Raw genomic sequence first — 25036 nt, 5'->3', positions numbered from 1 at the left:
ATAATCAGAACAGGGTGCTTAAATCCTGGCTATACGCTTTAACCACTTTTTCACCCATGCTCTTGAATTGCTGAATCATTCCAACCAGTTTCTGTGCATATTTTGGATCGGTCGCATAACCGGCAGCCTGCAATGCCTGTGCGCCCTGCTCCGCGCTCTGCGCATTCGTTACGGCCGCATAACGTGGATTGTTTGAAATCAGTTTGACGTAGTCATTCAACGCTTCGAAATATGATCCGTAAACGCGGAAGCTGGCGCGCACTTTTTTTGCTTCGCCATGCTCGTATTCCGTGGTCATGATATCGGTTGTTTCACCCTTCCAGTTGGCGCTGGCTTTAATGCCGAAGACGTTGTAACTCGGCTTACCGTCACGGGTCAGGATTTGACGTTGCCCCCAACCAGACTCCAGCGCAGCCTGCGCCAGAATCAGGTGGTGCGGAATCCCGCTCTGCTGGCTGGCAGCCTGAGCAGGCTGCGTCAGTTGGGCAATAAAATCGCGGCTGTCGCCGGGCAGTCCCGTCGGCGAGGCTGGCGGCAGACGCGGCATGGCTTTGCGCACCATCTGCTCCAGTGGCGTTGCCCCGATATTGCTCATAATGAAACTGTTATCCAGTTTCATCGGAACGGTGCCGGCGGTCTCATCCGGGGCTTTGGCGGGTTCCATCTGTTTCACGATGATATCCGCCAGGCCCAGGCCACGTTTTCCGATGTCTTGCGCAATCTGCTGATCGTACATTGAAGTAAAAAGTTTGGTCTGTTCATTGCTGAGTACGCCGTCCTGCGGTAACGCATCGCGCATACTCTTTAGCATCATCTGAACAAACATCCCTTCGACCTGCTGTGCCACCTGCAGCGCTTTTCCTTTCGGATCGGCGGTGACCTGGCGTTTAAGGTCGTTCAGTGAGCGGCTGTCAAAAGCCGCATTCATCAGCGATTGCGCATCATTCATCAGATAATTTCCAGTTTAGCGCGCAGGCAACCCGCGCTCTGCATTGACTGCAAAATAGACATCAGCTCGATAGGCGATGCGCCCAGGGCATTCAGTGCACGTACCACGCTGTTCAGGTTGGCGCTGGAATTCACCCGTTGCAGGGCACCACCGCTCTGACGCAGGTCGATCTGTGTATTGGTGGTTGCCACGGTTTGTCCACCCGCCAGCGGTGTATCAGGCTGGCTGACGTTCTGCTGCTGATTAACCGTCACAGACAAGTTGCCCTGCGCCACTGCACAGGTGTTCAGTTTCACTTCACGATTCATCACGACAGAGCCGGTACGCGAGTTGATAATGACTTTGGCATCTTCAACCGGGACAGACACGTCGATGTTCTGAATCTCGGCCAGCAAGCGAACCTGTGCACCGTTATTAGGTGATACGCGTACCTGAACGGTGCGGGCATCCAGCGGCTGCGCAGAGCCGTAGCCGCCACGTCCATTGATCGCATCCGCAATACGTTGCGCCATAGAGAAATCGGCGGTGTTGAGCTGCAGGTTAATGGTGTTTTGCGAGCCAAAGTTGCTCTGCAATTCACGCTCAACCGTCGCGCCTTCGGTAATACGTCCGCCGTTCAGTTGGTTAACCTGAACACTACTTCCCCCGGCAGAAGCACCCGCACCACCGACCAGGATATTCCCCTGAGCCAGGGCATAAACCTGGTTATCCACGCCTTTCATCGGCGTCATTAATAACGTCCCGCCGCGCAGGCTTTTGGCATTACCCATGGATGAGACAACCACATCCAGCGTCTGTCCCTGACGGGCAAACGAGGGTAATTTAGCCGTGACCATTACAGCCGCTACGTTTTTGAGCTGCATGTTAGTGCCGGGCGGCACGGTGATGCCCAACTGGGACAACATGTTGCTGACAGTCTGCGTCGTAAAGGGTGTCTGAGTGGTCTGGTCACCCGTACCATCCAGACCCACCACCAGCCCATAGCCCAGCAGTTGGTTGTCGCGCACACCTTGTACGGTGGTTAAATCGCGGATCAGATCGGCGTGAGCCATCAGACTTACGCCTAACAGTAACCCCAGACCGACACGCCATAATGCTAACTTTTTCATTGAAACCTCTTAGAACGGCGAGATGTTCAGGAAGAAACGCTGCAGCCAACCCATGGTTTGCGCTTCATTGATATAACCATTTCCGATGTACTCAATACGTGCATCGGCGACGGCCGTTGACAACACCGCGTTACTGGCGCTAATGGTGCGTGGGTTAACCACGCCCGAGAAGCGGATAAACTCGGTGCCCTGATTAATGGCAATCTGTTTTTCACCGACCACGTGCAGGTTGCCGTTCGACAGAACCTGATCCACGGTCACGGTGATGGTGCCGGTAAAGGTGTTGTTGGCAGACGCACCGCCTTTACCTGCGAAATCATTTTTGCCACCTGCCGCAAAGTTGGCTTTTTCACCTGCAGCGCCTGCCAGACCGGCAAGGCCCGTAGGGACGGCGGTAATGCCCAGGCTACCGCTGCCGTTTCGGCTGGCGTTAGAGGACGAACTTTTGCTGGCGCTGACGTTTTCTTGCAGCGTGATGGTCAGCGTATCGCCGATATTACGTGGGCGACGATCCTCAAACAGCGGCTGATAACCGTAGTTGAGGGGCGCGACGCCCTGAAAAATTGAACCGTTCACCACCGGTGGTGCAGATGGCAACGGCTGAGCCGTGGTCGCCCCTTGCACCAACGGCGTGCGCGGTACCAGTGCACAACCGTTAAGAGTGAGTAGCAGGCTTGCTACTAACCAATGTCCAGGCTTGAGAATATGTTGCATCGCCACGGAGTCACGACCTTATAAATGACTATTCTTCAGGCCAGCCTGAGCCGGCCCTGTTCGCATTACAGCTGAGTTAACTTCGCCAGCATCTGATCGGAGGTGCTGATCGCTTTGCTGTTAATTTCATAGGCGCGCTGCGTCTGGATCATGGTGACCAGTTCTTCAGCAACGTTAACGTTGGAGGTTTCGGCATAGCCCTGATACAGCAGACCTGCGCCGTTCTGGCCTGGCGTGCTGTCAGTCGGTGCACCGGATGCCTGGGTTTCTTTGTAAAGGTTTTCACCTACGCTATCGAGACCGGCGTTGTTGATAAAGGTGCTCAGGGTTAACTGCCCGACCTGCGCGGCCTGAGTTTGCCCCTGCTGCGTGACACTGACGACACCATCACGCGACACAGTAATGCTGGTGGCGTTGGCTGGAATCGTAATGCCTGGCTGTACCGGGAAACCGGAGTTGGTCACTAACTGACCATTCTGATCCACCTGGAACGAACCATCACGGGTATAAGCAGACGTACCATCTGGCATCTGGATTTGGAAAAAACCCTGCCCGTTAATGGCAATATCTTTCGAGTTGTTGGTCTGCGACAGGTTGCCTTGTGTATGCAAACGCTCAGTCGTCACCGGACGCACACCGGTACCAATTTGCAAACCTGATGGCAGCGTGGTTTGTTCGGATGACTGGGTACCCGGTTGACGCATTGTCTGGTACATCAGATCTTCAAATACCGCACGTGAACGCTTAAAGCCATTAGTACTGACGTTTGCCAGGTTGTTGGCGATAACGTCCATGTTCATCTGCTGTGCATCAAGACCGGTTTTCGCGATCCATAAAGAACGAATCATGTATTTATCCTCGTGCCTTAGCTGCCGATGCTCAGCAACTGATTGGCTTTTTGTTCGTTTTCGTTGACGTTAGAAATGACCTTCATCTGCATCTCAAAACGTCGGGCATTGGCGATCATATCGACCATGGTCTCGACCGGTTTAACGTTACTGCCTTCCAGAACGCCAGGCATCACCTGCATGGTAGGATCGGCCTGCAGCGCCGCGCCGCGTGTAGCCTGCGTCGCGGCGGTTGGACGGAACATGCCATCATCCCCGCGCTGTAACTCTTTACCTGTTGCCTGAACCAGCTTCAGACGACCCAACTGCACCGTGGCATTCGGTGAGTCGCCTGCGTTAAGTCCGGTAATAGAACCGTCAGCCGCAATGGTGACCTCTGTGCCTTGTGGGATCACAATCGGACCACCGTCGCCCATGACGGGATTGCCCTGCACCGTCAGCGTGCCGTCCGAACGAATTTGCATATTACCGTTGCGGGTATAGGCTTCGCTGCCGTCTGCCGTTCGTAGTGCAAGCCAGCCGTCCTGCTGCATCGCCACATCCAACGGACGTTCGGTGTAGTCCATTGCACCCTGACTCATATCGGCGCCCGGCGTGGACGCCGTTACCAGCGTACGCGTTGGCAGCGACCAGCCAGTAACCGGTACAGCACGCAACGCGTTCAACTGCGCCCGGAAACCGGGCGTTGATGCGTTGGCGAGGTTGCTGGCGGTAACCGCCTGCTGATCCAGTGTCTGACTGGCCGCGCCCATCGCGGTATATATCGCGTGATCCATAGAGCAATCCCGTTAGCGAATTAACGTAAGTTGACCAGGGTGTTAAGGATCTGGTCCTGCGTTTTGATGGTCTGCGCGTTCGCCTGGTAGTTGCGTTGCGCGACGATCATGTTGACCAGCTCTTTACTCATATCAACGTTCGAGGACTCCAGCGCACCGGCGGTCAGTGAACCAAATGTTCCGGTGTTCGCCAGGCCAACTGCGGCCTGTCCAGACGCATTGGTTTCCGACCAGACGTTGTCACCCTGAGATTTCAGGCCTTCCGGGTTAGAGAAGCTCGCCAGAACGATTTGTCCCAGCAACTGAGTACGTTGGTTGGAATAACTGCCGGTGATGGTGCCGTCATTATTAATGGCGTAGCTGGTCAGGTCGCCTGGGGCATAACCGTTTTGCGTGGCGTTACCAAAGGTAGTCGCACCGGTGTTTTGCTGCAGGCTACCCACAAAGTTCAAGGCCACGGTCGTGCCATTTGCGCCATTGACACCAGGAATGGTGATACTGGCTGTGCTTGGCGTGGTTGAACCCGCGACAACGGCGCCTGTCGCATCCAGGCTGGACACACCGGTCATTTGACCGTTGGCATCGTAGGACATCTGGTAGTTACCCACAGCGGAACCCGCGGTTGAGTCAATGCCATGGATCTTCCAGGTGTTGTTTGCCGTCTTAACAAAATACATGTCAAGCGAGTGGGCGTTACCCTGCGTGTCGTACATGGTAATCGTGTTTTTAGCACTGTACGTCGTCGGGTCGGTGGCTGAAAACTTGGTGTCATCCAGCGTTGCAGACGTTGAGTTCAGCTTTGCCACCTGGTTAGCCGTGGTGGTCGCGTTCGCAGACATCTGCGTGGTTGGGATTTTAATCGCAACCGGGTTAGCACCGCTTTGAATCGTTGGCGGCACGCCTGATGCCGGATAACCGGTTACATTCAGACCCTGGGTATTCACCAGGTTACGGTTCTGATCAAGTGTGAACTGACCGTTACGTGAATAGGAAACCGCGCCCGCAGAGTTGGTCAAACGGAAAAAACCGTTTCCGCTCAGCGCAACATCCAGTCCACGGCTGGTGGTGGTGGTTGAACCATCGTTAAAGTTCTGGATAACGGCGGCAACTTTTGTACCCAGACCTACGTTAGAGCCGGCGAACATGTCAGCAAACGCGATGGTACTGGATTTGAAGCCCGCTGTGGCGGAGTTAGCGATGTTGTTACCGATAACGTCCAGGTTACTTGAGGCAGCGCCGAGACCGCTGACCGCTTGTGAAAATGACATTTAAACCTCTCCTGTCTACAGGTGAATCAGAGAATCTGACGTACGTCGTCAAGGGTGGCGGAGCCCATGGTGCCGAGATCCAGTGTTGCGGTATTACCCGCCGTGCTTACGCCATTGACGTAGGCATAATTAAGTGGCTGTGCTACCTGTTGACCGCTGCTGTTACTGGCAGCAATCGCAACTTTGTATTTACCGTCTGGCGCAACACTGCCATCAGGTAATTTTCCGTCCCACGAAAAGGTGTGAACGCCTGCAGTGAGTGAACCCAGGTCCTGGGTACTGACCACATTGCCTTGTGCGTCACTGATCGTCGCCGTGGCGGTGGTCGCTGCGTTAGTCAGCTCAACGCCAAACGGTGTCGTGGTGCCTTTACCTACCAGGATCTGGGAGCCATTGACCATCACCCCATGTCCAATCAGCGTGGAGCTCTGCAGAGACTGGCTGGTGCTGATCTGGCCGGAAATCGATCCCAGCGTGGTATTCAGTTTTTCAATACCGCTCAGGGTGTTGATCTGTGCCAGCTGCGTCGTCAGCTGACTGTTATCCATTGGATTTGTCGGGTCCTGGTTTTGTAACTGTGTGACCAGCATGGTCAGGAACTGGTTTTGCAGGTCCTGAGAACTGTTCCCCGTGCCGGTGCTGGACGAACTCAGTACCGTGGGGTCCAGCTTTTCATTAACGCCTACCGAGATAGCCATTCTTTTTCTCCGTTACTGACCCAGGGTCAGCGTTTTCATCATCATCGACTTCACGGTGTTCAGTACCTCGACGTTAGCCTGGTAGCTGCGTGACGCCGACATGGTGTTCACCGTTTCGGCTACCACATCCACGTTAGGCATTTTCACGTAACCTTTGTTGTCTGCCATTGGGTTACCTGGGTCGTAGACCAGTTTTGCCGGCGTAGGATCGTCCACGACCTGCGCCACTTTCACACCACCTGTCGCAGCACCGGGAGCAGCATCGGTCTGAAAAACGACCTGTTTTGCCACATACGGCTGTCCGTCCGGGCCGGTCACGCTGTCGGCGTTAGCCAGGTTACTGGCGCTGACGTTTAATCGCTGTGATTGCGCGGTCATTGCTGAGCCGGCAATGTCAAAAATATTAAGCAAGGCCATAATTATTGCCCTTGTAACACGCTCATCATGCCTTTGATTTGGCTACTGATAAGCGTGAGGTCGGTTTGATATTTCAGGCTGTTATCCGCGAACTGCGTACGTTCGCGGTCCATATCCACGGTGTTACCGTCGGCAGATGGCTGATCCGGAATGCGATACAGCATATTCATTGACGGTGCCGAGTTCGTCTGCGCTTCAATGTGACGCGACGAGGTGACTTTGAGCGCCAGGCTACTGCCTTCAGCACGTCCATTCGCCATTGCCCGATTCAGCTCGCTGGCAAAGTCGATATCCCTGGCCTGATAGCCCGGGGTGTCGGCGTTGGCAATGTTAGATGCCAGAATCTCCTGACGTTGAGCTCGCAGGTTAAGGGCTTCGGTACCGAAATGTAGCGCCGCATCGAGTTTGTCGAGCATGCTTCCTCCGCAAATGAGAATTTCGAGTTGGCAGCTTAATCGGGAAAAAGCAAGAGTCATCGTCTGAATAACGCCTCAAATCGTCGCTATTTTTGCTCTTGAGTTTTTTTTTAAGCGCGTACACTCGTTGACATCATCAGTGAGGAAAAGCACATGCGTGGATATCCAGCCCTGTTAGCCGGCCTGCTGGCCCTGTTTGCCTTACCCGTTATGGCAGGCGATTTCAGTGCCCAACTGAACCAGTTTTTTAAGGCGCGTGATCCCCAACACGCGGCAGGCATGAATGTGGTTATTCGCACGCCGCAGACGCAGTGGCCAGCGTGTGACGCGCCACAATTTACGCTGCCGGGCAATAGCCGGGCATGGGGCAACATGAGTGTGGCGGCTAACTGCGGTGAGAATCGCCGTTATATTCAGGTGCAGGTACAGGTCACTGGAGCGTATCTGGTCGCTAAAAACGCCATTCCCCGTGGCAATACCGTTAGCAAAGATGATTTCCGCATTGAAAACGGACGTCTGGATACGTTGCCTCCGCGCACGTTGCTCAACGATGAGTCAGTAGCGGATGCGGTGGTCTTGCGTGATATCCAACCGGGGCAACCTGTAAGTCAGTCTATGTTGCGCCAGCCATGGCGCGTTAAAGCAGGCCAGGATGTGATGGTCGTGGCCAGCGGAGACGGGTTTGACGCTAGCGGTGAGGGCAAAGCGTTGAACAATGGCACGATATCGCAGTGGGTTCGGGTGCGTATGGGAAATGGTCAGGTTGTGAGTGGTCGTGTGAGCGATGATGGGAAAATTCTTATAACACTATAAAACATTAAAGAAGCCTGTTTATCTGCCGATAGAAGAATCAGCTAAGCGATTACGCTATTATGATTCAGGTGGCAGACTCCCCTGACCTCACAGGAGCCCGAATATGAGCATCGACAGAACACAACCGTCTAAGCCCGCAAGCACCGTGCAAACACGTGACAGCAGCGAGCAACAAACTGCCCGAGTGCGTCAGAGCAGCAGTACAACTGCAACCACGCCTGCAGCCGCCCAGGTTAACCTGAGCAGTGCACAAGCACAGCTTATGCAGCCCAGCAGCCAGGACATTAATGTCCAGCGCGTAGAACAATTGAAAACCGCCATTCGTAATGGCGAGTTGAAGATGGATACTGGCAAAATCGCCGATGCGCTAATTGCCGACACTAAGGCGTATTTAGAGGGTAAATAATCCCCATGAGTAATTTGCTGACCACGTTAGATAAGATGCAGGAAGTGCTGGTGTCTCTGGCCACCGTGCTGGATGAAGAGCAACAACAGCTGTCGTCTGGAATGATCAACAGCAACAACTTGCAGCGCATTACAGAAGATAAAAGTGCGCTACTGAGTACGTTGAATTATTTAGACGAAATGCGTCGTAGTAACGAGAAAAGCCTGGGTACATCTGCCCCTTATCGTGGTCAGAGTGACATGGCGCGCCGCTGGGAAGGTATCCAGCAGCACACGCGTCGGTTACACAATGCAAATACTCACAACGGTATTTTGTTGCAGCATCAAATTACCTTTACCCATGACGCTTTAGACGTTCTGAAACCTCACCAGACGCAGGCGTTTTATGGCCCGGACGGGAAAGGACAAGGGCAGGCAACGCTAAGCCGTAAAGGCTGACCGGTGTTGCTGTCACTCCCCAGAGACAACCTGTTGTCTCTGCTGGGTGATGACAAACCTTAAGTCATCCGTATTGAAAAAACCGTCATCTCACAGGGATGACGGTTTTTTTATATCCCAACGCTCGGCTCTGAACCCGCCTGCGCGCTGCCGTATCGATTCTTGCGGCGCGTGCGCCTCGCCATTTATGAAATTGCAGACTGATATCAGGCTTGCCTGAGACGTGGCAATAAACACAGGCAATTCCGTCTGATCATGGCGGCTTCACCCGCCATGTCCTTCGCGCTGGATATAATAGCCGCTTAAGCCTGACGTGCATCTCACCTAAAGAGAAAACACGCATCCCGTCGGCCACTCTTGCTGCTGCTTAAAAGGCCTCCCAGTTTTCATGTCCGACGTCAGGCACAGTCAATACTGCGTCAACGGATTTGGCTACCGCAGAGAAAGGGGGAAGGGAATGAGTTACAGAGTGGTTTTCGATTTTGAAAACTGAAACGGCCTGGGTCAGTTTATCGGCCTGATCTTCGAGCGAAGCCGCCGCCGCCGAGGCCTGTTCAACCAACGACGCATTCTGCTGTGTCACAGCATCCATTTCGGTAACAGCCTGACTAACCTGCTGAATGCCCTTGCTTTGTTCATCGGAGGCCGCCGCGATTTCAGAAATAATGTCATTCACCCGGCGAAAGGACTCAACTGTTGCCATCATAGTACTGCCCGCGTCGCTGACAAGCGCAGTGCCGCCGTTAATCAGCCCGACAGAAGCCGAAATCAGTGTTTCGATTTCTTTTGCCGCCTGCGCGCTGCGCTGCGCCAGGTTGCGCACTTCACTGGCAACAACGGCAAAACCACGGCCCTGTTCCCCTGCCCGCGCGGCTTCTACCGCCGCATTCAGCGCGAGAATATTGGTCTGGAAAGCAATGCTGTTAATAACACTGGTGATTTCTGCAATCTTTTTCGAGCTGCCGGAAATGTCGTCCATCGTTTTTACAACGCGGTTCACAATGTCGCCGCCCGTCTGGACTTTACCCGACGCGTCAGATGCCAGCTGACACGCATGATGAGCATTGTCTGCGTTTTGCTTCACCGTCGCCGTCAGTTGCTCCATGCTCGCCGCCGTCTGTTCCAGTGATGCGGCTTGCTGTTCTGTCCGGGACGAAAGATCGCTATTGCCGGAAGAAATTTCTCCCGCACTCTGGAGAATCGCGATTGCGCCAGTGCGCACCGAGCCGACCGTATTCGACAAGGAGGACTGCATCAGTTGAAGACTGGACAACAGCCGGCCCGGCTCGTTGCGTCCACAGGCGGAAGGCCTGGCGGTCAGGTCGCCATGGGCGATCAGGTCAATACGGAACAGAGACTGCCGTAACGGGGTAATCACCACCCTTTTGAGTAACACAAAAGCGAGTAGCACAACCAAAACTGACGACACAAAAGCCGCTAACATGGTGATATAACCTGTCTTAACCTGCTCTACGGCCTGCTGTTTTATATCCTGAGAGCGCTGATTCCGCATCTGAATCGCTTTCATCAGCACATCTTTATAGGCCCTGTCGAGGGTGTCGGCCTCGGTTTCATCTGCAATGATCTCTTCAAAACTGCCCTGTTTGGCCGCCTCGATCATCGGCAGCAGTCCCTTATGAAGATAATCGTTAAATCGGGACTGAAGCTGCGCATCAAGATCGATCCCGGCCTGCGTCTTAACGGCGCGGCTAAGATAAATGTTGAGTCCTTTCTCGGCCTTCTTAACGCTGGCATCGGTGGCGAGTAAAAACGCGTTATATTTGTCGGTGTCCGCAATGCGCGTGGCAGCACCCGCCTGAATGATATTCAGCCTTGCTGAACGCATGTGCGTTGAACTGTCAAGCAGCCCCTGCCGAACCTCAATTTCATCAGTCGAAACGTCAAGCGAATGCCTGCCCTGGCTCAGAAACCAGGCGGAAATACTGCTGCTTAATACGAACAGAAATAAGATGCTGCCGAAGATCAGACTGAACAATGGAATAAGCTTGAGGTTGTGCCAGAGACTTAGCTTTTCGTTTTCAGTGGCGTTGGTGTGCATTTCCCTTCTCTCCTGTTGATGATTGACTGACTGTATTCATCGGCAGGACGGGAAAGGGTTTTATGCAAAAATCTACTTTTGAATCAATTTATTACAACATTAGCTTTTTCACGATCCCGCTTTTCCAGATACAAAAGATCAACGAATAAATCGTGAATTATTGATGACAAATCTCAGTGAAACGCTTTTTTCTCGCTACATCACAGGTTGTACCTTCATCACAACGCTTTATTCATCAACCCTTGCCATAACGTGAGCCGGTATCACCTGCGCTTTATAGCGCAACCAGGAGCGTTGCATCATGGCTGTCATTGAGTGAGGCCGAGGGAACGCCATACCTCACCCAGCTCAACGCCTGGGCAGTAAAAAGCCGCAACGCGATCCGTTGCGGCTTGCATAAAGGGTTAACACATCACGCTACGCTCAAGGCATTGTTACATTTAGACGGTCGTGCGTCGCGCATAATCGCGCAGGCGAAAGCCCATCAGCCCAAGCGCCAGGAAGTAAGCGCCACCGCCAACGGCACAGACCAACGCCAGCCGCAGCAAACGCCACAGCATGTTGCCCTGCTCCCAGACAGGCATCCAGTAGAGCATCGCAAACAGCGCGGCAGCCATTATCACGACAGCCACTAATAAACGCAGTAAAAAACCCACCCATCCCGGTTGCGGCTGGAAGATCTTCTTTTTACGCAGTTGCCAGTAAAGCAGCGCGGCATTCAGACAGGCACCCAAACCAATTGAGAGCGCCAGCCCGGCATGCTTAAGAGGGCCGATAAAGGCCAGGTTCATAAGCTGAGTCACAATCAGCGTTACAATAGCAATCTTGACCGGAGTTTTAATGTCCTGACGTGAATAGAATCCCGGTGCCAGTACTTTCACCACAATCAGGCCCATCAGGCCGACCGAATAGGCGATCAGGGCGCGCTGGGTCATCGCCGCATCAAAAGCGGTAAACTTGCCATACTGGAACAACGCGATAGTCAGAGGCCCGGACAACATGCCTAACGCCACCGCACTGGGTAACGCCAGCAAAAAGCATAAGCGCAGGCCCCAGTCCATTAAGCGTGAATATTCATCATGATTGCCACTGGAGAAACTTTTCGCCAGTGACGGCAACAAAATGGTTCCCAGCGCAACGCCCAGTACGCCGGAAGGAAACTCCATCAGGCGGTCAGCATAATACATCCAGGAAACGGAACCAGACACCAAAAAAGAAGCAAAAATGGTGTTGATGATGAGCGAGATTTGACTGACCGACACGCCCAGAATCGCGGGTCCCATTTGACGCATAACGCGCCATACACCGGCATCACGCAGGTTGAGACGCGGCAGGACCAGCATCCCCAGTTTTTTAAGATGGGGTAACTGGTAGCCCAGTTGTAACACGCCGCCCACCACTACGGCCCACGCCAGTGCCATAACCGGCGGATGAAAGTGCGGTGCGGCAAAAAGGGCAAACCCAATCATGCTGACATTCAGCAAGGTTGGCGCAAATGCGGGAACGGAGAAACGGTTCCAGGTGTTCAGTATCGCCCCGGCGAGTGACGCCAGGGAGATCAGCAGAATATACGGAAAGGTCACGCGCAACAGCGCGCTGGTGAGGGCGAATTTATCCGCGGTGTCCGCAAACCCCGGCGCGGTCACCAGAATAACCCAGGGCGCGGCAACCATTCCTGCCACGGTCACCAGGGCCAGAGCCAGGGTAAGCAGCCCCGATACGTAGGCTACAAACAACCGGGTGGCTTCTTCTCCCTGCTTACTTTTGTATTCCGCCAGAATGGGGACAAAAGCCTGCGAGAACGCGCCTTCCGCAAAAATACGTCGCAGCAAATTGGGCAGTTTAAACGCCACAAAGAAGGCGTCAGTGGCCATGCCAGCGCCGAATACACGCGCCACAATGGCATCACGGGCGAAGCCCAGCACGCGGGAAAACAGAGTCATAGAACTGACCGCTGCCAGCGATTTCAACAAATTCATAATTGACGGGGCATCCTGAAAAGAATCGGCTAAATGCGTGACTTAGCACGGGTTAGGTCACAGCTCGGGCGATAGTCTACTGCCATCGTGCGAAATGACCAGCGCTGAGTGTTACAAGGCATTATTCCCGTTCGGCATCGCGCCACATCGATTCGACCACGCGTTGCGCCAGCAGGGCCTGCTCGCCGCTGGTCTCCGGCTTTGTCTGATTTTCGACACATTGAATAAAATGTTCTGCCGCCCCGACAAAACCGCGTTGGGCAAGATGGCTCTGCCATGGCGCAGGTGGTGCCTTGATCACGCCCGCCCCGCGCTCCTCCTGCCAGTCGCGCATATCCAGAATATCAATGCACTTGCCATCCCCTACCGCGCTGATGCGTTCACGCTGGCTTCCTGCACGACGATGCATGCTGGTGGTCACCTGCACCTGGCCGGCATTGAAATGGTGCTCAGCATAGAGCATTTGTCCCTGTTCATTGGTGGCGATATGTCCCTGCCGGGGAAGCCTGCGTCCTCCGGCCAGCCACAGCGCGGTGTCGACGACATGAAGGTAATCATCCAGTAAGGTGAAGCGCAGATCATGCGGCCCTACGCTGTCGCCGCGGTGCTTCTCAATGCGCAGTGAGGCAACGGCGTCCATCTCTGCCTTGAGCTGCTGATAGCGGGGCGCAAAACGGCGGTTAAAGGCCACCATCAACCGGCGCTGTTTCTTTTCGGCCAGCGTCACCAGCATTTCAGCCTGGTTAAGGGTTTCCGCCAGCGGTTTATCCACACACACATCCTTTCCTGCCAGCAGCAGCGCATGCACCACTTCGTAGTGGCTGGCGGTACTGGTATGAACAAACACGGCATCACAGGCGGCAGCAAGGTCATTCAAAGACCCGAAACACGGAATACGATAACGTTCACAGACGACCTGCGCTTTTGCCTGATTAGGGGAAAAGGCACCGACCAACTGCCAGGATTGAGCCTGAGACAGAACAGGCAGCCAGGCCTTTTGTGCAATACCACCCAACCCGACTACACCAATGCGAATCGTCATCTATTGTTCTCTTTCCAGTAAAAGCGCCAGTTGCGCCTGTAAGTCTGCAACAGACTGCTCCAGCAACGTCACGCGCTCCAGTAGCGCAGCATCATCCGGGACGGCATCAGCCTGAGAGGGTATTTGCTCCACGTCGCCGGCAAACAGGTGCATAAAACGGCTTTCACGTTTGCCGGGTTCGCGGGCCAGGCGCACCACCATCGCACCGTCCTCGCGCGATGCCAGCCCTTCCAGGGTCTGTTCGACTTCGGTGACATCTACAAACTCATGCAGGCGACCACTTCGCGTGCGCAGTTCGCCCGGGGTTTGCGCCCCGCGCAGGAACAGTAATGTGAGTACGGCGACTTCTGCACGACTCAGTTGCAAATGACCAAAAGCTGAATTGCAGAAACGCTGTTCGTACTTAACGACCCGTTGACCGAAGCCGCTGTTAGACGTGACCAGGTGTTTTTTTACCAGTAGATCGAGTTCAGCCTGCACGTCGCTTTCGCTCAGCGCCATAACCGGTTCGCGGTTTGATTTCTGATTACAGGCGGTCACTACGCCGTTTAATGAGAGCGGATACTGTTCCGGTGTAGTGATTTGCTTTTCCAGCAGGCAACCCAGAACGCGCAGGGCCTGCGCTGATAAGGCCATCTTCATTCAGCATTCCTCTTCTTACCCACGACGATTAGGTGTCCATTCTTTGCAGGTTAACGCCGTGAGGACATGATCCTGCCACTGGCCGTTAATCATTAAATAATTTTTAGCATATCCCTCTTTTTCAAAGCCCAGGCGCGCCAGCAGATCACCACTGCGTTGGTTGTGCGGCATATAGTTAGCCATGATGCGATGAATATATTGTTGCCGCTGCATGTACGGGATCGCCGACTGCAGTGCCTCAAACATCATGCCCTGCCCCTGCCACTTCTCGCCGAGGGAATAGCCGAGATAGCAGGCATGAAACGCCCCACGCAGGACATTGCTAAAGTTCGCCACGCCGCGGACTTCCGTTTCGTTGCTGTCCATCAAAACAAAGTAGAAAGCTGAACCCTGTTTGTGCATCTCTGCAATCAGGCCCAGCCGGGCCTGCCAGCCAGAGGGATAGCAGTGGCTGTCATCACGTACCGGTTCCCAGGGCCTGAGAAAATCGCGATTTTCAGCATAGTAGTCCGCTAATCGCCACGCATCGCGTTCGTGAACCAGTCTTACCACCAGCCGCTCGGTTGTGAGTCGCACCCTCAGCGCGGCAGAACGATAGCCAAACATCATCTCTCCTGAAATCCATGGCGGGAAGGAAATGCCAGTCTTTGATAACATTCACTATAACCGCCGCCAGGTCTGCGGTAAAACGTTACACACACAATGGCCGCCGGGCTGTTTGTTTATCATCCGACACGCTGACCGTGGAGGTGATCGGAATGGTTTTACGCTGACCGGCATGATAAAGGCCGCGTCTGATGTCGCCGTGGTTTTCATCCCCTCCTTGCTTTGCCTTGACAGCATCAGCCCCTGACAAAGCCGCCTGACTTGCGCCAGAAGGCGCATTTACCGGACAAGCTCAGGCCGTGCATTTATGCCTGAGGGACCTCCAGCGCCCTGGCTGAAAGGCACATACGGCAACGCCATCTCAGCCCATTCCTGATGACAGACTGCCTGCATTCAGGCAGGCTATGGCGTGATCTACTTTTTCATTTAAATGAGGGAAATATGAAGAAGGCTTTTTACGGGCTGATTGCCCTGTTTTTAGCGGTATTGCTGAGCGGCTGTAATCAGTTAACCCAATACACCATCAGCGAACAGGAAGTGAATCAGGCACTGCAAAAACACAATAATTTCGAAAAAGACATTGGTGTGTCGGGACTGGTTAATGCCCATATCGTGCTGAACAACCTCACCAGCCAGATTGGTCGTGAGGAGCCGGGTAAGGTCACGTTATCGGGTAATGCCAAGATCAATGTGTCCTCGCTGTTTGGCCCACAGCAGGCCGATATGCAGCTCAAGATGCGCGCCCAACCTGTGTTCGATCAACAGCAAGGTGCCGTCTACCTGCGTGATATGGAAATCGTGGATGCGCAGGTTCAGCCAGACAAGATGGCTTCTATCATGAAAACGCTGACGCCCTACCTGAATCAGTCGCTAAAAAGCTATTTTGACCAGCAGCCTGCGTATGTGCTGAGCGCCGACCGCAGTAAAGCTGAATCGCTGGCGAAAAAATTTGCTAAAGGTCTGGAAGTTAAACCTGGCGAACTGGTGATTCCGTTCACCGATTAATGCTTTACCGATGACTTGATCCCGCTTCAACTCCGCGCTTTTCGGCGCGGATTTTTTTTGAGATGCAAAAACAGGTGCAAACGGTTGCCTGAGTCCTTATGCTTATAACCCGGCCCAAACACGCCATTCGTTTATCCTTCATGCCGGAGCCGTATTAATGACCGCACAACCTCAGCAACTTACTATCCGCCGCCCAGATGACTGGCATATCCATCTTCGTGATGACGATATGCTTAAAACCGTGCTGCCTTATACCAGCGCGGTCAATGGTCGTGCCATCGTCATGCCTAATCTGGTTCCGCCGGTGATAAGCGTCGCAGCGGGCGAAGCTTATCGCGATCGCATTCTGGCTGCGTTGCCTGATGGTCATGCTTTTACGCCGCTGATGACCTGCTATCTCACTGACTCGTTAGATCCTGAAGAACTGACACGCGGCTTCCGTTCCGGGCTGTTCACGGCAGCCAAGCTCTATCCTGCTCATGCGACCACCAATTCCAGTCATGGCGTCACCAATATTCAGTCAATTGCCTCGGTGCTGGAGCGGATGCAAACGCTGGGCATGCCGCTGCTGGTGCACGGTGAAGTCACCGACGCGCATATTGATATCTTTGATCGCGAAGCCCGCTTTATTGAAACGGTGATGGAGCCACTGCGTCAGCAATTTCCTGCGCTGAAAGTCGTGATGGAGCACATTACCACTAAAGACGCGGCGGAATATGTGGAAAGCGCCAATGAAAATCTGGCCGCCACCATCACCCCTCAACACCTGATGTTCAATCGTAACCATATGCTGGTCGGCGGGATTCGTCCTCATCTTTACTGCCTGCCGATCCTGAAGCGCAATACACATCAGCAGGCTCTGCGTAAGGTGGTAGCCAGCGGTCATCCACGCGTCTTCCTGGGGACCGACACGGCACCGCACTTAAGTCATCTGAAAGAGAGCAGTTGCGGCTGTGCAGGCGTCTTTAATGCGCCAACGTCCCTGCCCGCTTACGCGACGGTATTTGAAGAGCTCGATGCCCTGCAGCATTTTGAAGCGTTCTGTTCTGAGAATGGTCCACGCTTCTATGGCCTGCCGCTTAATCAGGACCAGATCACGCTGGTGCGTGAGCCGTGGACAGTGGCAGAAACCATTGAGATGGGTTCACATCAGTTGGTGCCTTTCCTTGCCGGTGAAACGCTGAACTGGCGCGTAAAATAATTTCACTTGCCTCCCGATTAATAATACTGTATTTATATACAGTACCTTATACGGAGGCTTTTATGCGTGTTGAAATTACCGTTGCCAAGACCCAACCTCTTCCCGCTGGCGCGATGGAAGCCCTGAGCCAGGAGCTGTCGCGCCGCATTGATGAACACTTTCCGCAATTCACGAACCACGTCAAGGTGCGTTACGCCACGGCTAACCAGTTAAGCGTTCTGGGTGGTGATAAAGATACGCGTGATCAAATCAGCGAAATCCTGCAACAAACATGGGAAAGCGCTGACGACTGGTTTATTACCGATTAACCGCTACTGTGCTGTTTTTTGCCGGGTTTCGCCACCCGGTTTTTTTATCTTCATTTAAAGTCTGACTAACCGCTCGCCCCATCTGGACTCCGAATGATCAATGCCCTATGCTGGCGCTGATCATGCATAAAAGGAGTTGCATCCCATGACTACAGACAAACCAGAAGAAGCGATGACCTTTGGCGAGCTGTTAACGCTTATCGGTGAACAGCAGCGTCGTTTAACAGTGCTGGAAAATGCATTCTCCAGCCTGATTTTCTGTCTTGATGACCGGGCCAGTCAGTTACTGGTGCATAATCTTTCTCTTGAAGCGCAAAATCAAAACCATGATGAGCAGCTGCAGCAGCAGTTTGCCCGCCTGGCAGAGACGTTACAAAAGCGCAGCGGCACGACAGGCGCTGAAACCTCGCTTATCTGACGTGGTGTCAACGAGGGATAATAAGCCATTTTTATTGTTCAATTAGGACGATTACTGCCCCAGCATTCAGGTATTATATCTTCTCAGCCTTACCGTTTTAGAAACAAATATTCTGCTTTCAGGCGTTCCGTGATACGTTTAATCAGTAAATCGCTATTTTGCTGTTATAATTGTTTCGCAGTGGAAATTAAAAAGCCGCATTGAACCTCATCATGCACTTCGTTTAACGAGTAATAAGGAGGTTATAATGGACAGTCGCAAAGATGTAATTCAGACCCATCCACTGGTGGGCTGGGATATTAGTACTGTTGACAGCTATGATGCGATGATGATCCGTCTGCACTCCCTTTCGTCGCAAGATCAAACTGAAGAAGACGCAGACGTTGGCCCTACCTACTGGCTGACGACTGATGTAGCAAAGCAGTTCATCTCCATTCTTGAAGCGGGTATCGCTAAGATAGAATCTGCCGAACAGATAGAACGACTACTAAAGAAGCATTAATACTGCTGCATCAGCAAGGCACCCTCAAGGGTGCCTTTTTTATTGGGCTTTCTGGTATGCTGTTGATTATGTAACCCTTTCAGGAGTTCCATTTTCATGATTTACGATCTTATTGTGGTCGGTAGCGGTTCCGTTGGCGCAGCCGCAGGCTATTACGCCACACAAGCGGGCCTCTCTGTGCTGATGATTGACAGCGCACATCCGCCCCATACTCAAGGCGCTCACCACGGCGAAAGCCGCCTCATCCGTCATGCTTACGGAGAAGGCGAACGTTATGTCCCTTTGGTTTTGCGGGCACAAGCATTATGGGATGAGCTGGAAAAGCAGGCTGGCGAACGCATCATGCACCGTTGCGGCGTTTTAAATATCGCGCCCGCGCATTCCGAATTTATCCAAAACGTCATCAATAGCGCAAAAACCTGGCAGCTTGCTGTCGAGGTATTACAGGCCGAGGAAGTCAGAAAACGCTGGCCACAGTTTACCGTTCCCGATGGTTATCTGGGCGTCTTTGAACCTCAGTCCGGCTTTTTAAAAAGCGAACAGGCCGTACGAAGCTGGATTCAGCTGGCCGAAAAACAGGGCTGCGCGCAGCTGTTTAACTGCCCGGTGACGCAAATCAGCCGTGAAGGCGATTTACAGCAGGTCACCACCCTTGACGGCATTTATCGCGGTCGCAAAATGTTGGTGAGCGCAGGCACATGGGTGAGCAAACTGATACCTGACCTGCCGGTATCACCAACACGTAAAGTCTTTGCCTGGTATCAGGCGGATGGGCGCTACAGTGAAAACAATGCGTTTCCGGGGTTCACCTGTGAAATGGCCGATGGCAGCCAGTATTACGGCTTCCCCGCCGATAACAACGCCCTGAAGTTAGGCCGCCATGACGGTGGTCAGCTGATGACCCAACCGGAAGATCGCAAACCGTTCGGCAGCCTTGCCGCTGATGGCAGTGAAACATTTGGCTTTTTACGCCAGTTCTTACCCGGCGTGGGCGTATGTCTGCACGGTGAAGCCTGTAGCTATGATTTCAGTCCCGATGAAGATTTTATTATCGATACCTTGCCGGGCGAACCCAATCGTCTGGTGATAACCGGCTTAAGCGGCCACGGATTTAAATTTGCCAGCGTGTTAGGTGAGCTCGCCAGTCAGTTTGCTCAGAACCAGCCTTTTGAATTTGATCTCTCACCGTTCAGGCTGTCACGTTTTCATTAAAAACGGTGCGGCGAACGGGATTAACCTGGCGCCGCGCTGACATAAATTTACACTCAGCGATTTTTTACGTTTTATTCCCTCGTTATCTCTCCATTACCGGCCAGTTTTGTCCCCTTTTTGCCTTTTTCATCCATTCTGGAATTTTCTCATTCAATAATATTGTGCTTACCCGATTCACTTCGCGAGTCGATTTCATCAGTACACAAGATATTTATAGAAAAGTAAGCATTATTGCTTTTGTGTTTCATTCTGTAGATTCTTATTTCCACTTATTCTTAAGATGCCGCTGCAAAATGTCGCTAAATAATTCATCCAGCCATTATGGATGGCTCTCTGTTTTCTTACACTGGTCAATGGCATTGGTCATTTATGCCATGTTCGCACTGGGTTTATGGATGGTCGGTCTGAGCTATTACGATACCTGGTATCACAATGCACCAGAGATCCATAAAAGCATTGGTGTCATGCTGATGCTGGCCCTGATTATTCGTCTCCTGTGGCGCGTGATTTCCCCGCCGCCAAAACCCCTGAGTAGCTACTCTGCCGCCGTACGTATCAGCGCGGTTGTCGCGCATTGGTTACTTTACAGCCTGCTTATCGCCATTTTGTTCAGCGGTTATTTAATCTCTACCGCCGACGGCAAACCCATTTCCGTATTCGGGTGGTTTTCCCTGCCTGCTCTACTGACCGGCGCGGGCGAACAGGCAGATTTAGCGGGAGATATTCATTTATGGCTGGCATGGAGCATTGTGATCCTTTCGGGCTTACATGGCCTGGCCGCGTTAAAACACCACTTTATCGATCGCGATATCACCCTGAAAAGGATGCTGGGTCTGCGCATCCGATCAACCTCTGAAAAGGAAAAGTAATATGTTTAAGAAAACGCTTCTGGCCATCACAAGCGCCGGTTTACTGCTAGGTTCACTGACCGCCAACGCGGCGGATTATAAAATTGATAAAGAAGGCCAGCACGCCTTTGTTCAGTTCCGTATTCAGCATTTAGGCTACAGCTGGCTGTACGGCACCTTTAAAGACTTTGATGGCTCATTCAGCTTTGATGCCAATAACCCCTCGGCGGATAAAGTGGATGTCACCATCAACACCAACAGCGTGGACACCAACCATGCCGAGCGTGACAAACACATTCGTGGCCCGGAATTCCTGAATGTCGCAAAACATCCGACGGCGACGTTTAAATCCACGGCAGTGAAAAAAGAGGGCGACAAGCTGGCCGTAACGGGTGATTTAACGCTGAACGGCGTGACGAAACCGGTGACGCTGGAAGCCAAAATGATGGGCGAAGGTAAGGACCCATGGGGCGGCTATCGTGCCGGCTTTGAAGCCGAAGGCGAGATTGCGCTGAAAGACTTTAACATTACCCAGGATTTGGGCCCTGCTTCTCAGAAGGTTGAGTTAATCATCTCAGTGGAAGGCGTGCGTAAGTAATAACAAGCCGCCTGAAGCCAGGCTTCAGGCGGCTGCGACTATTTGCGGGTTGGCGCTGGAATAGTCATATTCAACAAACCACGCGACTTATTGAAGATTTTATTCCCGTTCTCACGTCCGGCGCGGCGGGCACGTTGTTCTTCAGGCGACAGGCGTGCTTCCTCCTGGCACAGCGGGCTACAGCAGTGCTCGTACTTTTCCGCACAACTTTCACACTGGATGAACAACAGGTGGCAACCGTCATTGACGCAGTTTACGTGGGTGTCACAAGGCGTACCGCACTGATGGCAGTTAGATAACACATCATCTGAAATGCGCTCACCCATACGCTCATCAAAAACAAAGTTTTTACCTTTGAAGCGTACCGGTAAATTTTGTTCACGTGCACGGCGGGCATATTCAATAATGCCGCCCTCGACATGGTAGACATCCTCAAAACCGTTATGCCGCATCCAGGCGCTGGCTTTTTCACAGCGAATTCCCCCCGTGCAGTACATCACGATTTTTTTATCTTTCTTGTCCTTGAGCATGTCCACAGCCATGGGCAGTTGCTCGCGGAACGTATCGGCGGGCACCTCAAGCGCATTGTCAAAACGCCCCACTTCATACTCATAGTGATTTCGCATATCGACGAAGACCGCGTCAGGATCGTCGAGCATGGCGTTCACATCTGCCGCCTTCAAATAGTTGCCAACATCGCTGGCATCAAAGGTCTCGTCATCGATGCCATCGGCAACAATGCGGTCACGCACTTTCAACCGCAGTACCCAGAATGATTTGCCATCGTCGTCGAGCGCAATATTCATTCGCAGGTTATTCAACGCCGGATCAAAGCCGTACAGAAAAGCTCTCATCGCCTCGTACTGGCTGGCGGGAACGCTGAGCTGTGCATTGATACCTTCGTGCGCGACGTAAATACGACCAAACACCTTTAACGCGGTTAAACCGAGGTACAGTTCGTCACGAAACGCTTTTGGATCGGCAATAGTGAAGTACTTGTAAAAAGAGACTGTGGTGCGCGGCTCGGTTTCAGCCAACATACGCGCCTTCAGCTCTTTATTGGAAACAAGGTTATGTAACACTGGCATGGTGTTCGTTCCTGTTATCAATAGAAGAAATTTAGCGCGCACATGATACCTGAATTGATAAAAATGCGAAGCGTATAAGAAAAATTGATAGTTAAACCTGTACATTTTCGTTGGCCCGAGTACTTATATCTCTCTTTTTTCACTCCCGGCAACAATCTGCGAAATGTTGTAACATTTCAGCAGTGGGAAAAAAAATGGCACAATAACCGCAACTGACGAAAAACAGCACCGCTGGTGCACGACGCAGGATAATAATATTTAAGATGACCCAATTGCCTCAATTTTCACGTGCGCTTCTTCATCCCCGCTATTGGTTTACCTGGCTGGGTGTCGTTTTACTGTATATCCTGGTATTGCTGCCCTATCCGCTGCTCTACGCGCTGGGTAGCGGCATTGGTCGCCTTGCCAGACGATTTATGAAACGACGCGTTGCCATTGCTCGCCGTAATCTTGAACTCAGCTTCCCGGATATGCCCGATGTCGATCGCGAAGCCATGATCAAGCATAACTTTGAATCGGTGGGCATGGGACTGATTGAAACCGGCATGGCCTGGTTCTGGCCCGACTGGCGGATTCACAAATGGCACAAACCTTCTGGTCTGGAACACATCCAGCAGGCGCATGACACCCAGCGTGGCGTGTTGTTAATTGGCATGCATTTTTTAACGCTGGAGATCGGCGCACGGATGTTTGGCATCCACAATCCCGGCATCGGCGTTTATCGGCCCAACGACAACAAACTCATCGACTGGCTGCAGACGCGAGGCCGCATGCGATCAAACAAAGGGATGTTAGATCGCAAGGATCTTAAAGGCATGATTCGGGCGTTGAAGCGTGGCGATATTATCTGGTACGCACCCGATCATGATTATGGCCCGCGCAGCAGCGTATTTGTGCCCTTCTTTGGCGTCGAAAAGGCGGCAACCACCGTGGGTACGCATATGCTCATTCGTACCGGTAAACCGGCGGTTATTCCCTTTGTACCGCGTCGTCTGCCTGAAGGACGCGGCTACGAGTTGATTATTTTGCCTGACGTGAGCGCTGACTTTCCGCTGACCAGCGATGAAGACACCGCACGGCGCATGAATAAGGTGGTGGAAGACGGTGTGCTACTGGCACCTGAGCAGTACATGTGGCTGCACCGTCGTTTTAAAACCCGTCCAGAGGGTGAACCCTCCCGCTATTGAGTCCACTGCGGCGTCGCGGTCCGTGCCTGTAGCGGACCGCGATGGCTCGGTCGATGATGATGATAAACGACAGTGACATAAGAGTGACATCAGCCCCAAGGGTTGTGTGCGCTCTGATTCAGCAGTAGAGATCGTGTTAGCATCCTTAAGCATGGTGTTCCACCGGAAACCGCGCTGATAACACCGCGAGCGCTGCCGCTTAACTGATTCATTACGGAAAAATTCATGCTCTGGCTTATCTCGAAATATGCGATCACCGCCCTGATGGTGGTGATCATTTCTGAAGCGGCCAGGCGCAGCGATCGCCTGGGTGGACTGCTGGCGGCGCTGCCGCTTGTCACTATCCTTGTGCTGATCTGGATGAAAATTGAAGGACAGACCCAGGCGAAAATTGCCGCTCATGCCTGGTATACGTTTTGGTATGTGGTTCCGACCCTGCCGATGTTTATCCTGTTTCCTTTTCTGTACCAACGCACCGGCTTCTGGCTCACGCTGGGACTCAGTTGCCTGATCACCCTCGTCCTGTTCGTGCTGTGGGCGTTATGCCTGAAAAGGTTTGGTATCGACCTGCTGTAATCCGTCGTTCCCACCAGGTACTCAACCCAGCAGGCTTGCATACAGAGCCGTTATTCAGCCAGTAAACGGCTCTGATGGTGCAGTTTATGGCCCGAATTTCTGACCTGCGCAGCGTCCTGACTTTCCCTCCTGAAATTTTGGTCTATTCTTCACTGAAATCACGTTAATCAGGCAAGGAGAGAAGCATGAGTATGTTCACTACACTGGAAGAAGCGATTGAGGCTGCACGTGAAGAATTTCTCGTCAGTCATCCGGATATTGAGCAAGACGATGCCTCAATCAACCAGTTTGGCCTGCAAAAATATGTGATGCAGGATGGCGACATCATGTGGCAGGCAGAGTTTTTTGAAGATGAAGGGGATTCCGGCGAGTGTTTACCGGTGCGCAGCGGTGAAGCCGCTCAGGCTATTTTCGACGGCGATTTCGATGAAATTGAACTGCGCCAGGAGTGGTTAGCGGAGAATACGCTGCATGAATGGGATGACGGTGAGTTCCAGCTTGAGCCCCCGCTGGACAGCGAGGAAGGTAAAGCCGCTGCACAGGAATGGGAAGACGACAACAGCGACTCTGACCGCAGTTACTCATAAGGTCCGTGGCTGGCATCCACCGGTATCAGTAAAGTATCGACCACCAGCGACAGCGGCAGGTCGAGAATCGTGATCACCCGCCATGCGCCATCCCGGATATCCCACTTTACGCCAGAATAAAACTGATTACCGTGTCCCTGTCCGGGCACGGTACGGCTGATAATACTGCCGCAGCCGCTCAGGGTGACAACAGCCAGGGATAACGCGGTTAATTTAGCGAATTTATTCACAGTGGTGACCCAGATTAAACAGCCGCTATTTTAATCACGAGTGAGGCTGGGTTGCCATCCCATTTCGGTAAAAGTGCAAAATAATGTTGCTGTCTGT

General features: G+C 52.8%; 30 protein-coding genes. 14 read left to right on the top strand and 16 right to left on the bottom strand.

The window, feature by feature from the left end; genetic code table 11:
- Positions 1-4: 4 nt before the first annotated feature.
- The 9 genes from flgJ to flgB all read right to left on the bottom strand — a co-directional run bounded on the left by flgJ (position 5) and on the right by flgB (position 7195).
- A complete protein-coding gene (gene flgJ, locus NR177_RS06325; protein WP_063879070.1) occupies positions 5-949 on the bottom strand; it encodes a flagellar assembly peptidoglycan hydrolase FlgJ in 945 nt (314 codons plus the stop codon).
- A complete protein-coding gene (locus NR177_RS06320; protein ID WP_096012331.1) occupies positions 949-2058 on the bottom strand; it encodes a flagellar basal body P-ring protein FlgI in 1110 nt (369 codons plus the stop codon). The genes flgJ and NR177_RS06320 overlap by 1 nt, the downstream gene beginning before the upstream one ends.
- A gap of 9 nt (positions 2059-2067) precedes the next feature.
- The gene (locus NR177_RS06315; RefSeq protein ID WP_172823921.1) at positions 2068-2772 is read right to left on the bottom strand and encodes a flagellar basal body L-ring protein FlgH; all 705 of its coding nucleotides are present in this window, start codon (positions 2770-2772) and stop codon (positions 2068-2070) included.
- A 65-nt stretch (positions 2773-2837) separates the two neighbouring features.
- Positions 2838-3620 (bottom strand): flagellar basal-body rod protein FlgG, encoded by a 783-nt coding sequence (gene flgG / locus NR177_RS06310; protein ID WP_063879066.1) that lies wholly within the window; start codon positions 3618-3620, stop codon positions 2838-2840.
- 17 nt (positions 3621-3637) lie between these two features.
- The gene (locus NR177_RS06305) at positions 3638-4396 is read right to left on the bottom strand and encodes a flagellar basal body rod protein FlgF (RefSeq protein WP_063879065.1); all 759 of its coding nucleotides are present in this window, start codon (positions 4394-4396) and stop codon (positions 3638-3640) included.
- A gap of 20 nt (positions 4397-4416) precedes the next feature.
- Entirely contained in the window at positions 4417-5664 is a 1248-nt protein-coding gene (gene flgE, locus NR177_RS06300) for a flagellar hook protein FlgE (protein ID WP_063879063.1), read from the bottom strand.
- A gap of 26 nt (positions 5665-5690) precedes the next feature.
- Positions 5691-6362: a flagellar hook assembly protein FlgD gene (flgD, locus tag NR177_RS06295; protein WP_063879061.1), complete on the bottom strand. Its 672-nt coding sequence runs from the start codon at positions 6360-6362 to the stop codon at positions 5691-5693.
- 12 nt (positions 6363-6374) lie between these two features.
- Positions 6375-6779: a flagellar basal body rod protein FlgC gene (gene flgC, locus NR177_RS06290; protein ID WP_063879059.1), complete on the bottom strand. Its 405-nt coding sequence runs from the start codon at positions 6777-6779 to the stop codon at positions 6375-6377.
- Positions 6780-6781: 2 nt separating this feature from the next.
- The gene (flgB, locus tag NR177_RS06285; protein WP_063879057.1) at positions 6782-7195 is read right to left on the bottom strand and encodes a flagellar basal body rod protein FlgB; all 414 of its coding nucleotides are present in this window, start codon (positions 7193-7195) and stop codon (positions 6782-6784) included.
- A gap of 153 nt (positions 7196-7348) precedes the next feature.
- Here flgB and flgA point away from each other — a divergent pair, with 153 nt between their 5' ends.
- From flgA to flgN, 3 genes are all read left to right on the top strand, one after another.
- The gene (flgA, locus tag NR177_RS06280) at positions 7349-8008 is read left to right on the top strand and encodes a flagellar basal body P-ring formation chaperone FlgA (RefSeq protein WP_063879055.1); all 660 of its coding nucleotides are present in this window, start codon (positions 7349-7351) and stop codon (positions 8006-8008) included.
- Between the two features lie 103 nt (positions 8009-8111).
- Complete coding sequence (gene flgM, locus NR177_RS06275; RefSeq protein WP_063879053.1) at positions 8112-8414, top strand: flagellar biosynthesis anti-sigma factor FlgM; 303 nt, start codon at positions 8112-8114, stop codon at positions 8412-8414.
- Between the two features lie 5 nt (positions 8415-8419).
- Positions 8420-8851, top strand: coding sequence for a flagellar export chaperone FlgN (gene flgN / locus NR177_RS06270; protein ID WP_063879051.1), 432 nt, complete (start codon positions 8420-8422; stop codon positions 8849-8851).
- 367 nt (positions 8852-9218) lie between these two features.
- On the opposite strand, the gene NR177_RS06265 is transcribed toward flgN, so the two are convergent.
- The 5 genes from NR177_RS06265 to rimJ form a co-directional block, all read right to left on the bottom strand.
- On the bottom strand, positions 9219-10910 hold the full coding sequence (locus NR177_RS06265; protein ID WP_256852480.1) for a methyl-accepting chemotaxis protein: 1692 nt from the start codon (positions 10908-10910) through the stop codon (positions 9219-9221).
- A gap of 440 nt (positions 10911-11350) precedes the next feature.
- Positions 11351-12889 carry a murein biosynthesis integral membrane protein MurJ gene (gene murJ, locus NR177_RS06260; RefSeq protein WP_063879048.1) on the bottom strand — a complete coding sequence of 513 codons (1539 nt, stop codon included), beginning with the start codon at positions 12887-12889 and terminating at the stop codon, positions 11351-11353.
- Between the two features lie 121 nt (positions 12890-13010).
- The gene (locus tag NR177_RS06255) at positions 13011-13931 is read right to left on the bottom strand and encodes a Gfo/Idh/MocA family protein (RefSeq protein WP_256852479.1); all 921 of its coding nucleotides are present in this window, start codon (positions 13929-13931) and stop codon (positions 13011-13013) included.
- On the bottom strand, positions 13932-14573 hold the full coding sequence (locus NR177_RS06250) for a DUF480 domain-containing protein (RefSeq protein ID WP_256852478.1): 642 nt from the start codon (positions 14571-14573) through the stop codon (positions 13932-13934).
- A gap of 15 nt (positions 14574-14588) precedes the next feature.
- Entirely contained in the window at positions 14589-15179 is a 591-nt protein-coding gene (gene rimJ, locus NR177_RS06245) for a ribosomal protein S5-alanine N-acetyltransferase (protein WP_063879045.1), read from the bottom strand.
- Between the two features lie 441 nt (positions 15180-15620).
- Between rimJ and NR177_RS06240 the strand changes: the two genes are divergently transcribed.
- The 8 genes from NR177_RS06240 (at position 15621) to NR177_RS06205 (ending at position 21271) form a co-directional block, all read left to right on the top strand.
- Complete coding sequence (locus tag NR177_RS06240; protein ID WP_096012325.1) at positions 15621-16184, top strand: lipoprotein; 564 nt, start codon at positions 15621-15623, stop codon at positions 16182-16184.
- 157 nt (positions 16185-16341) lie between these two features.
- Positions 16342-17385, top strand: a complete 1044-nt coding sequence (gene pyrC / locus NR177_RS06235; protein ID WP_063879042.1) for a dihydroorotase — start codon at positions 16342-16344, stop codon at positions 17383-17385.
- 62 nt (positions 17386-17447) lie between these two features.
- Positions 17448-17693 carry a DNA damage-inducible protein I gene (gene dinI, locus NR177_RS06230; RefSeq protein WP_096012324.1) on the top strand — a complete coding sequence of 82 codons (246 nt, stop codon included), beginning with the start codon at positions 17448-17450 and terminating at the stop codon, positions 17691-17693.
- Positions 17694-17838: 145 nt separating this feature from the next.
- Complete coding sequence (locus NR177_RS06225) at positions 17839-18111, top strand: hypothetical protein (RefSeq protein ID WP_063879040.1); 273 nt, start codon at positions 17839-17841, stop codon at positions 18109-18111.
- A gap of 247 nt (positions 18112-18358) precedes the next feature.
- Positions 18359-18613, top strand: a complete 255-nt coding sequence (bssS, locus tag NR177_RS06220) for a biofilm formation regulator BssS (protein ID WP_063879039.1) — start codon at positions 18359-18361, stop codon at positions 18611-18613.
- A gap of 96 nt (positions 18614-18709) precedes the next feature.
- Entirely contained in the window at positions 18710-19825 is a 1116-nt protein-coding gene (gene solA, locus NR177_RS06215) for an N-methyl-L-tryptophan oxidase (protein ID WP_256852477.1), read from the top strand.
- Between the two features lie 293 nt (positions 19826-20118).
- The gene (locus NR177_RS06210; protein WP_109716066.1) at positions 20119-20694 is read left to right on the top strand and encodes a cytochrome b; all 576 of its coding nucleotides are present in this window, start codon (positions 20119-20121) and stop codon (positions 20692-20694) included.
- A gap of 1 nt (position 20695) precedes the next feature.
- A complete protein-coding gene (locus NR177_RS06205; RefSeq protein ID WP_063879036.1) occupies positions 20696-21271 on the top strand; it encodes a YceI family protein in 576 nt (191 codons plus the stop codon).
- 38 nt (positions 21272-21309) lie between these two features.
- On the opposite strand, the gene NR177_RS06200 is transcribed toward NR177_RS06205, so the two are convergent.
- The gene (locus NR177_RS06200) at positions 21310-22359 is read right to left on the bottom strand and encodes a rhodanese-related sulfurtransferase (protein ID WP_063879035.1); all 1050 of its coding nucleotides are present in this window, start codon (positions 22357-22359) and stop codon (positions 21310-21312) included.
- 263 nt (positions 22360-22622) lie between these two features.
- On the opposite strand from NR177_RS06200, the gene NR177_RS06195 reads away from it, so the two are divergent.
- The 3 genes from NR177_RS06195 to NR177_RS06185 all read left to right on the top strand — a co-directional run bounded on the left by NR177_RS06195 (position 22623) and on the right by NR177_RS06185 (position 24709).
- Positions 22623-23546, top strand: a complete 924-nt coding sequence (locus NR177_RS06195) for a Kdo(2)-lipid IV(A) acyltransferase (RefSeq protein WP_063879034.1) — start codon at positions 22623-22625, stop codon at positions 23544-23546.
- Between the two features lie 225 nt (positions 23547-23771).
- Positions 23772-24122, top strand: a complete 351-nt coding sequence (locus tag NR177_RS06190) for a DUF3147 family protein (RefSeq protein ID WP_063879033.1) — start codon at positions 23772-23774, stop codon at positions 24120-24122.
- Between the two features lie 185 nt (positions 24123-24307).
- Positions 24308-24709 (top strand): MysB family protein, encoded by a 402-nt coding sequence (locus NR177_RS06185; protein WP_063879032.1) that lies wholly within the window; start codon positions 24308-24310, stop codon positions 24707-24709.
- On the opposite strand, the gene NR177_RS06180 is transcribed toward NR177_RS06185, so the two are convergent.
- A complete protein-coding gene (locus NR177_RS06180) occupies positions 24700-24939 on the bottom strand; it encodes a YceK/YidQ family lipoprotein (protein WP_063879031.1) in 240 nt (79 codons plus the stop codon). The genes NR177_RS06185 and NR177_RS06180 overlap by 10 nt on opposite strands.
- Between the last annotated feature and the right edge of the window lie 97 nt (positions 24940-25036).

It is taken from the genome of Pantoea sp. Fr+CA_20, from assembly GCF_024520835.1.
In the GTDB taxonomy this organism is placed as follows: domain Bacteria; phylum Pseudomonadota; class Gammaproteobacteria; order Enterobacterales; family Enterobacteriaceae; genus Pantoea; species Pantoea allii.
The sequence above is the reverse complement of the archived record's forward strand: the minus strand, read 5'-3'. Positions and strand labels throughout refer to the sequence as shown.

Excerpts from the sequence above, each read along its gene's own strand:
- flgM (WP_063879053.1), top strand. The coding sequence starts at position 8,112 with ATGAGCATCGACAGAACACAACCGTCTAAGCCCGCAAGCACCGTGCAA.
- NR177_RS06190 (WP_063879033.1), top strand. The coding sequence starts at position 23,772 with ATGCTCTGGCTTATCTCGAAATATGCGATCACCGCCCTGATGGTGGTG.
- pyrC (WP_063879042.1), top strand. The coding sequence starts at position 16,342 with ATGACCGCACAACCTCAGCAACTTACTATCCGCCGCCCAGATGACTGG.
- flgG (WP_063879066.1), bottom strand. The coding sequence starts at position 3,620 with ATGATTCGTTCTTTATGGATCGCGAAAACCGGTCTTGATGCACAGCAG.
- flgN (WP_063879051.1), top strand. The coding sequence starts at position 8,420 with ATGAGTAATTTGCTGACCACGTTAGATAAGATGCAGGAAGTGCTGGTG.
- NR177_RS06255 (WP_256852479.1), bottom strand. The coding sequence starts at position 13,931 with ATGACGATTCGCATTGGTGTAGTCGGGTTGGGTGGTATTGCACAAAAG.
- NR177_RS06195 (WP_063879034.1), top strand. The coding sequence starts at position 22,623 with ATGACCCAATTGCCTCAATTTTCACGTGCGCTTCTTCATCCCCGCTAT.
- NR177_RS06320 (WP_096012331.1), bottom strand. The coding sequence starts at position 2,058 with ATGAAAAAGTTAGCATTATGGCGTGTCGGTCTGGGGTTACTGTTAGGC.
- rimJ (WP_063879045.1), bottom strand. The coding sequence starts at position 15,179 with ATGTTTGGCTATCGTTCTGCCGCGCTGAGGGTGCGACTCACAACCGAG.
- dinI (WP_096012324.1), top strand. The coding sequence starts at position 17,448 with ATGCGTGTTGAAATTACCGTTGCCAAGACCCAACCTCTTCCCGCTGGC.
- flgA (WP_063879055.1), top strand. The coding sequence starts at position 7,349 with ATGCGTGGATATCCAGCCCTGTTAGCCGGCCTGCTGGCCCTGTTTGCC.
- NR177_RS06315 (WP_172823921.1), bottom strand. The coding sequence starts at position 2,772 with ATGCAACATATTCTCAAGCCTGGACATTGGTTAGTAGCAAGCCTGCTA.
- murJ (WP_063879048.1), bottom strand. The coding sequence starts at position 12,889 with ATGAATTTGTTGAAATCGCTGGCAGCGGTCAGTTCTATGACTCTGTTT.
- NR177_RS06265 (WP_256852480.1), bottom strand. The coding sequence starts at position 10,910 with ATGCACACCAACGCCACTGAAAACGAAAAGCTAAGTCTCTGGCACAAC.
- NR177_RS06305 (WP_063879065.1), bottom strand. The coding sequence starts at position 4,396 with ATGGATCACGCGATATATACCGCGATGGGCGCGGCCAGTCAGACACTG.
- flgJ (WP_063879070.1), bottom strand. The coding sequence starts at position 949 with ATGAATGATGCGCAATCGCTGATGAATGCGGCTTTTGACAGCCGCTCA.
- bssS (WP_063879039.1), top strand. The coding sequence starts at position 18,359 with ATGGACAGTCGCAAAGATGTAATTCAGACCCATCCACTGGTGGGCTGG.
- NR177_RS06200 (WP_063879035.1), bottom strand. The coding sequence starts at position 22,359 with ATGCCAGTGTTACATAACCTTGTTTCCAATAAAGAGCTGAAGGCGCGT.
- flgB (WP_063879057.1), bottom strand. The coding sequence starts at position 7,195 with ATGCTCGACAAACTCGATGCGGCGCTACATTTCGGTACCGAAGCCCTT.
- flgD (WP_063879061.1), bottom strand. The coding sequence starts at position 6,362 with ATGGCTATCTCGGTAGGCGTTAATGAAAAGCTGGACCCCACGGTACTG.
- NR177_RS06205 (WP_063879036.1), top strand. The coding sequence starts at position 20,696 with ATGTTTAAGAAAACGCTTCTGGCCATCACAAGCGCCGGTTTACTGCTA.
- flgC (WP_063879059.1), bottom strand. The coding sequence starts at position 6,779 with ATGGCCTTGCTTAATATTTTTGACATTGCCGGCTCAGCAATGACCGCG.
- NR177_RS06225 (WP_063879040.1), top strand. The coding sequence starts at position 17,839 with ATGACTACAGACAAACCAGAAGAAGCGATGACCTTTGGCGAGCTGTTA.
- NR177_RS06210 (WP_109716066.1), top strand. The coding sequence starts at position 20,119 with ATGTCGCTAAATAATTCATCCAGCCATTATGGATGGCTCTCTGTTTTC.
- solA (WP_256852477.1), top strand. The coding sequence starts at position 18,710 with ATGATTTACGATCTTATTGTGGTCGGTAGCGGTTCCGTTGGCGCAGCC.
- NR177_RS06240 (WP_096012325.1), top strand. The coding sequence starts at position 15,621 with ATGAAGAAGGCTTTTTACGGGCTGATTGCCCTGTTTTTAGCGGTATTG.
- NR177_RS06250 (WP_256852478.1), bottom strand. The coding sequence starts at position 14,573 with ATGAAGATGGCCTTATCAGCGCAGGCCCTGCGCGTTCTGGGTTGCCTG.
- flgE (WP_063879063.1), bottom strand. The coding sequence starts at position 5,664 with ATGTCATTTTCACAAGCGGTCAGCGGTCTCGGCGCTGCCTCAAGTAAC.
- NR177_RS06185 (WP_063879032.1), top strand. The coding sequence starts at position 24,308 with ATGAGTATGTTCACTACACTGGAAGAAGCGATTGAGGCTGCACGTGAA.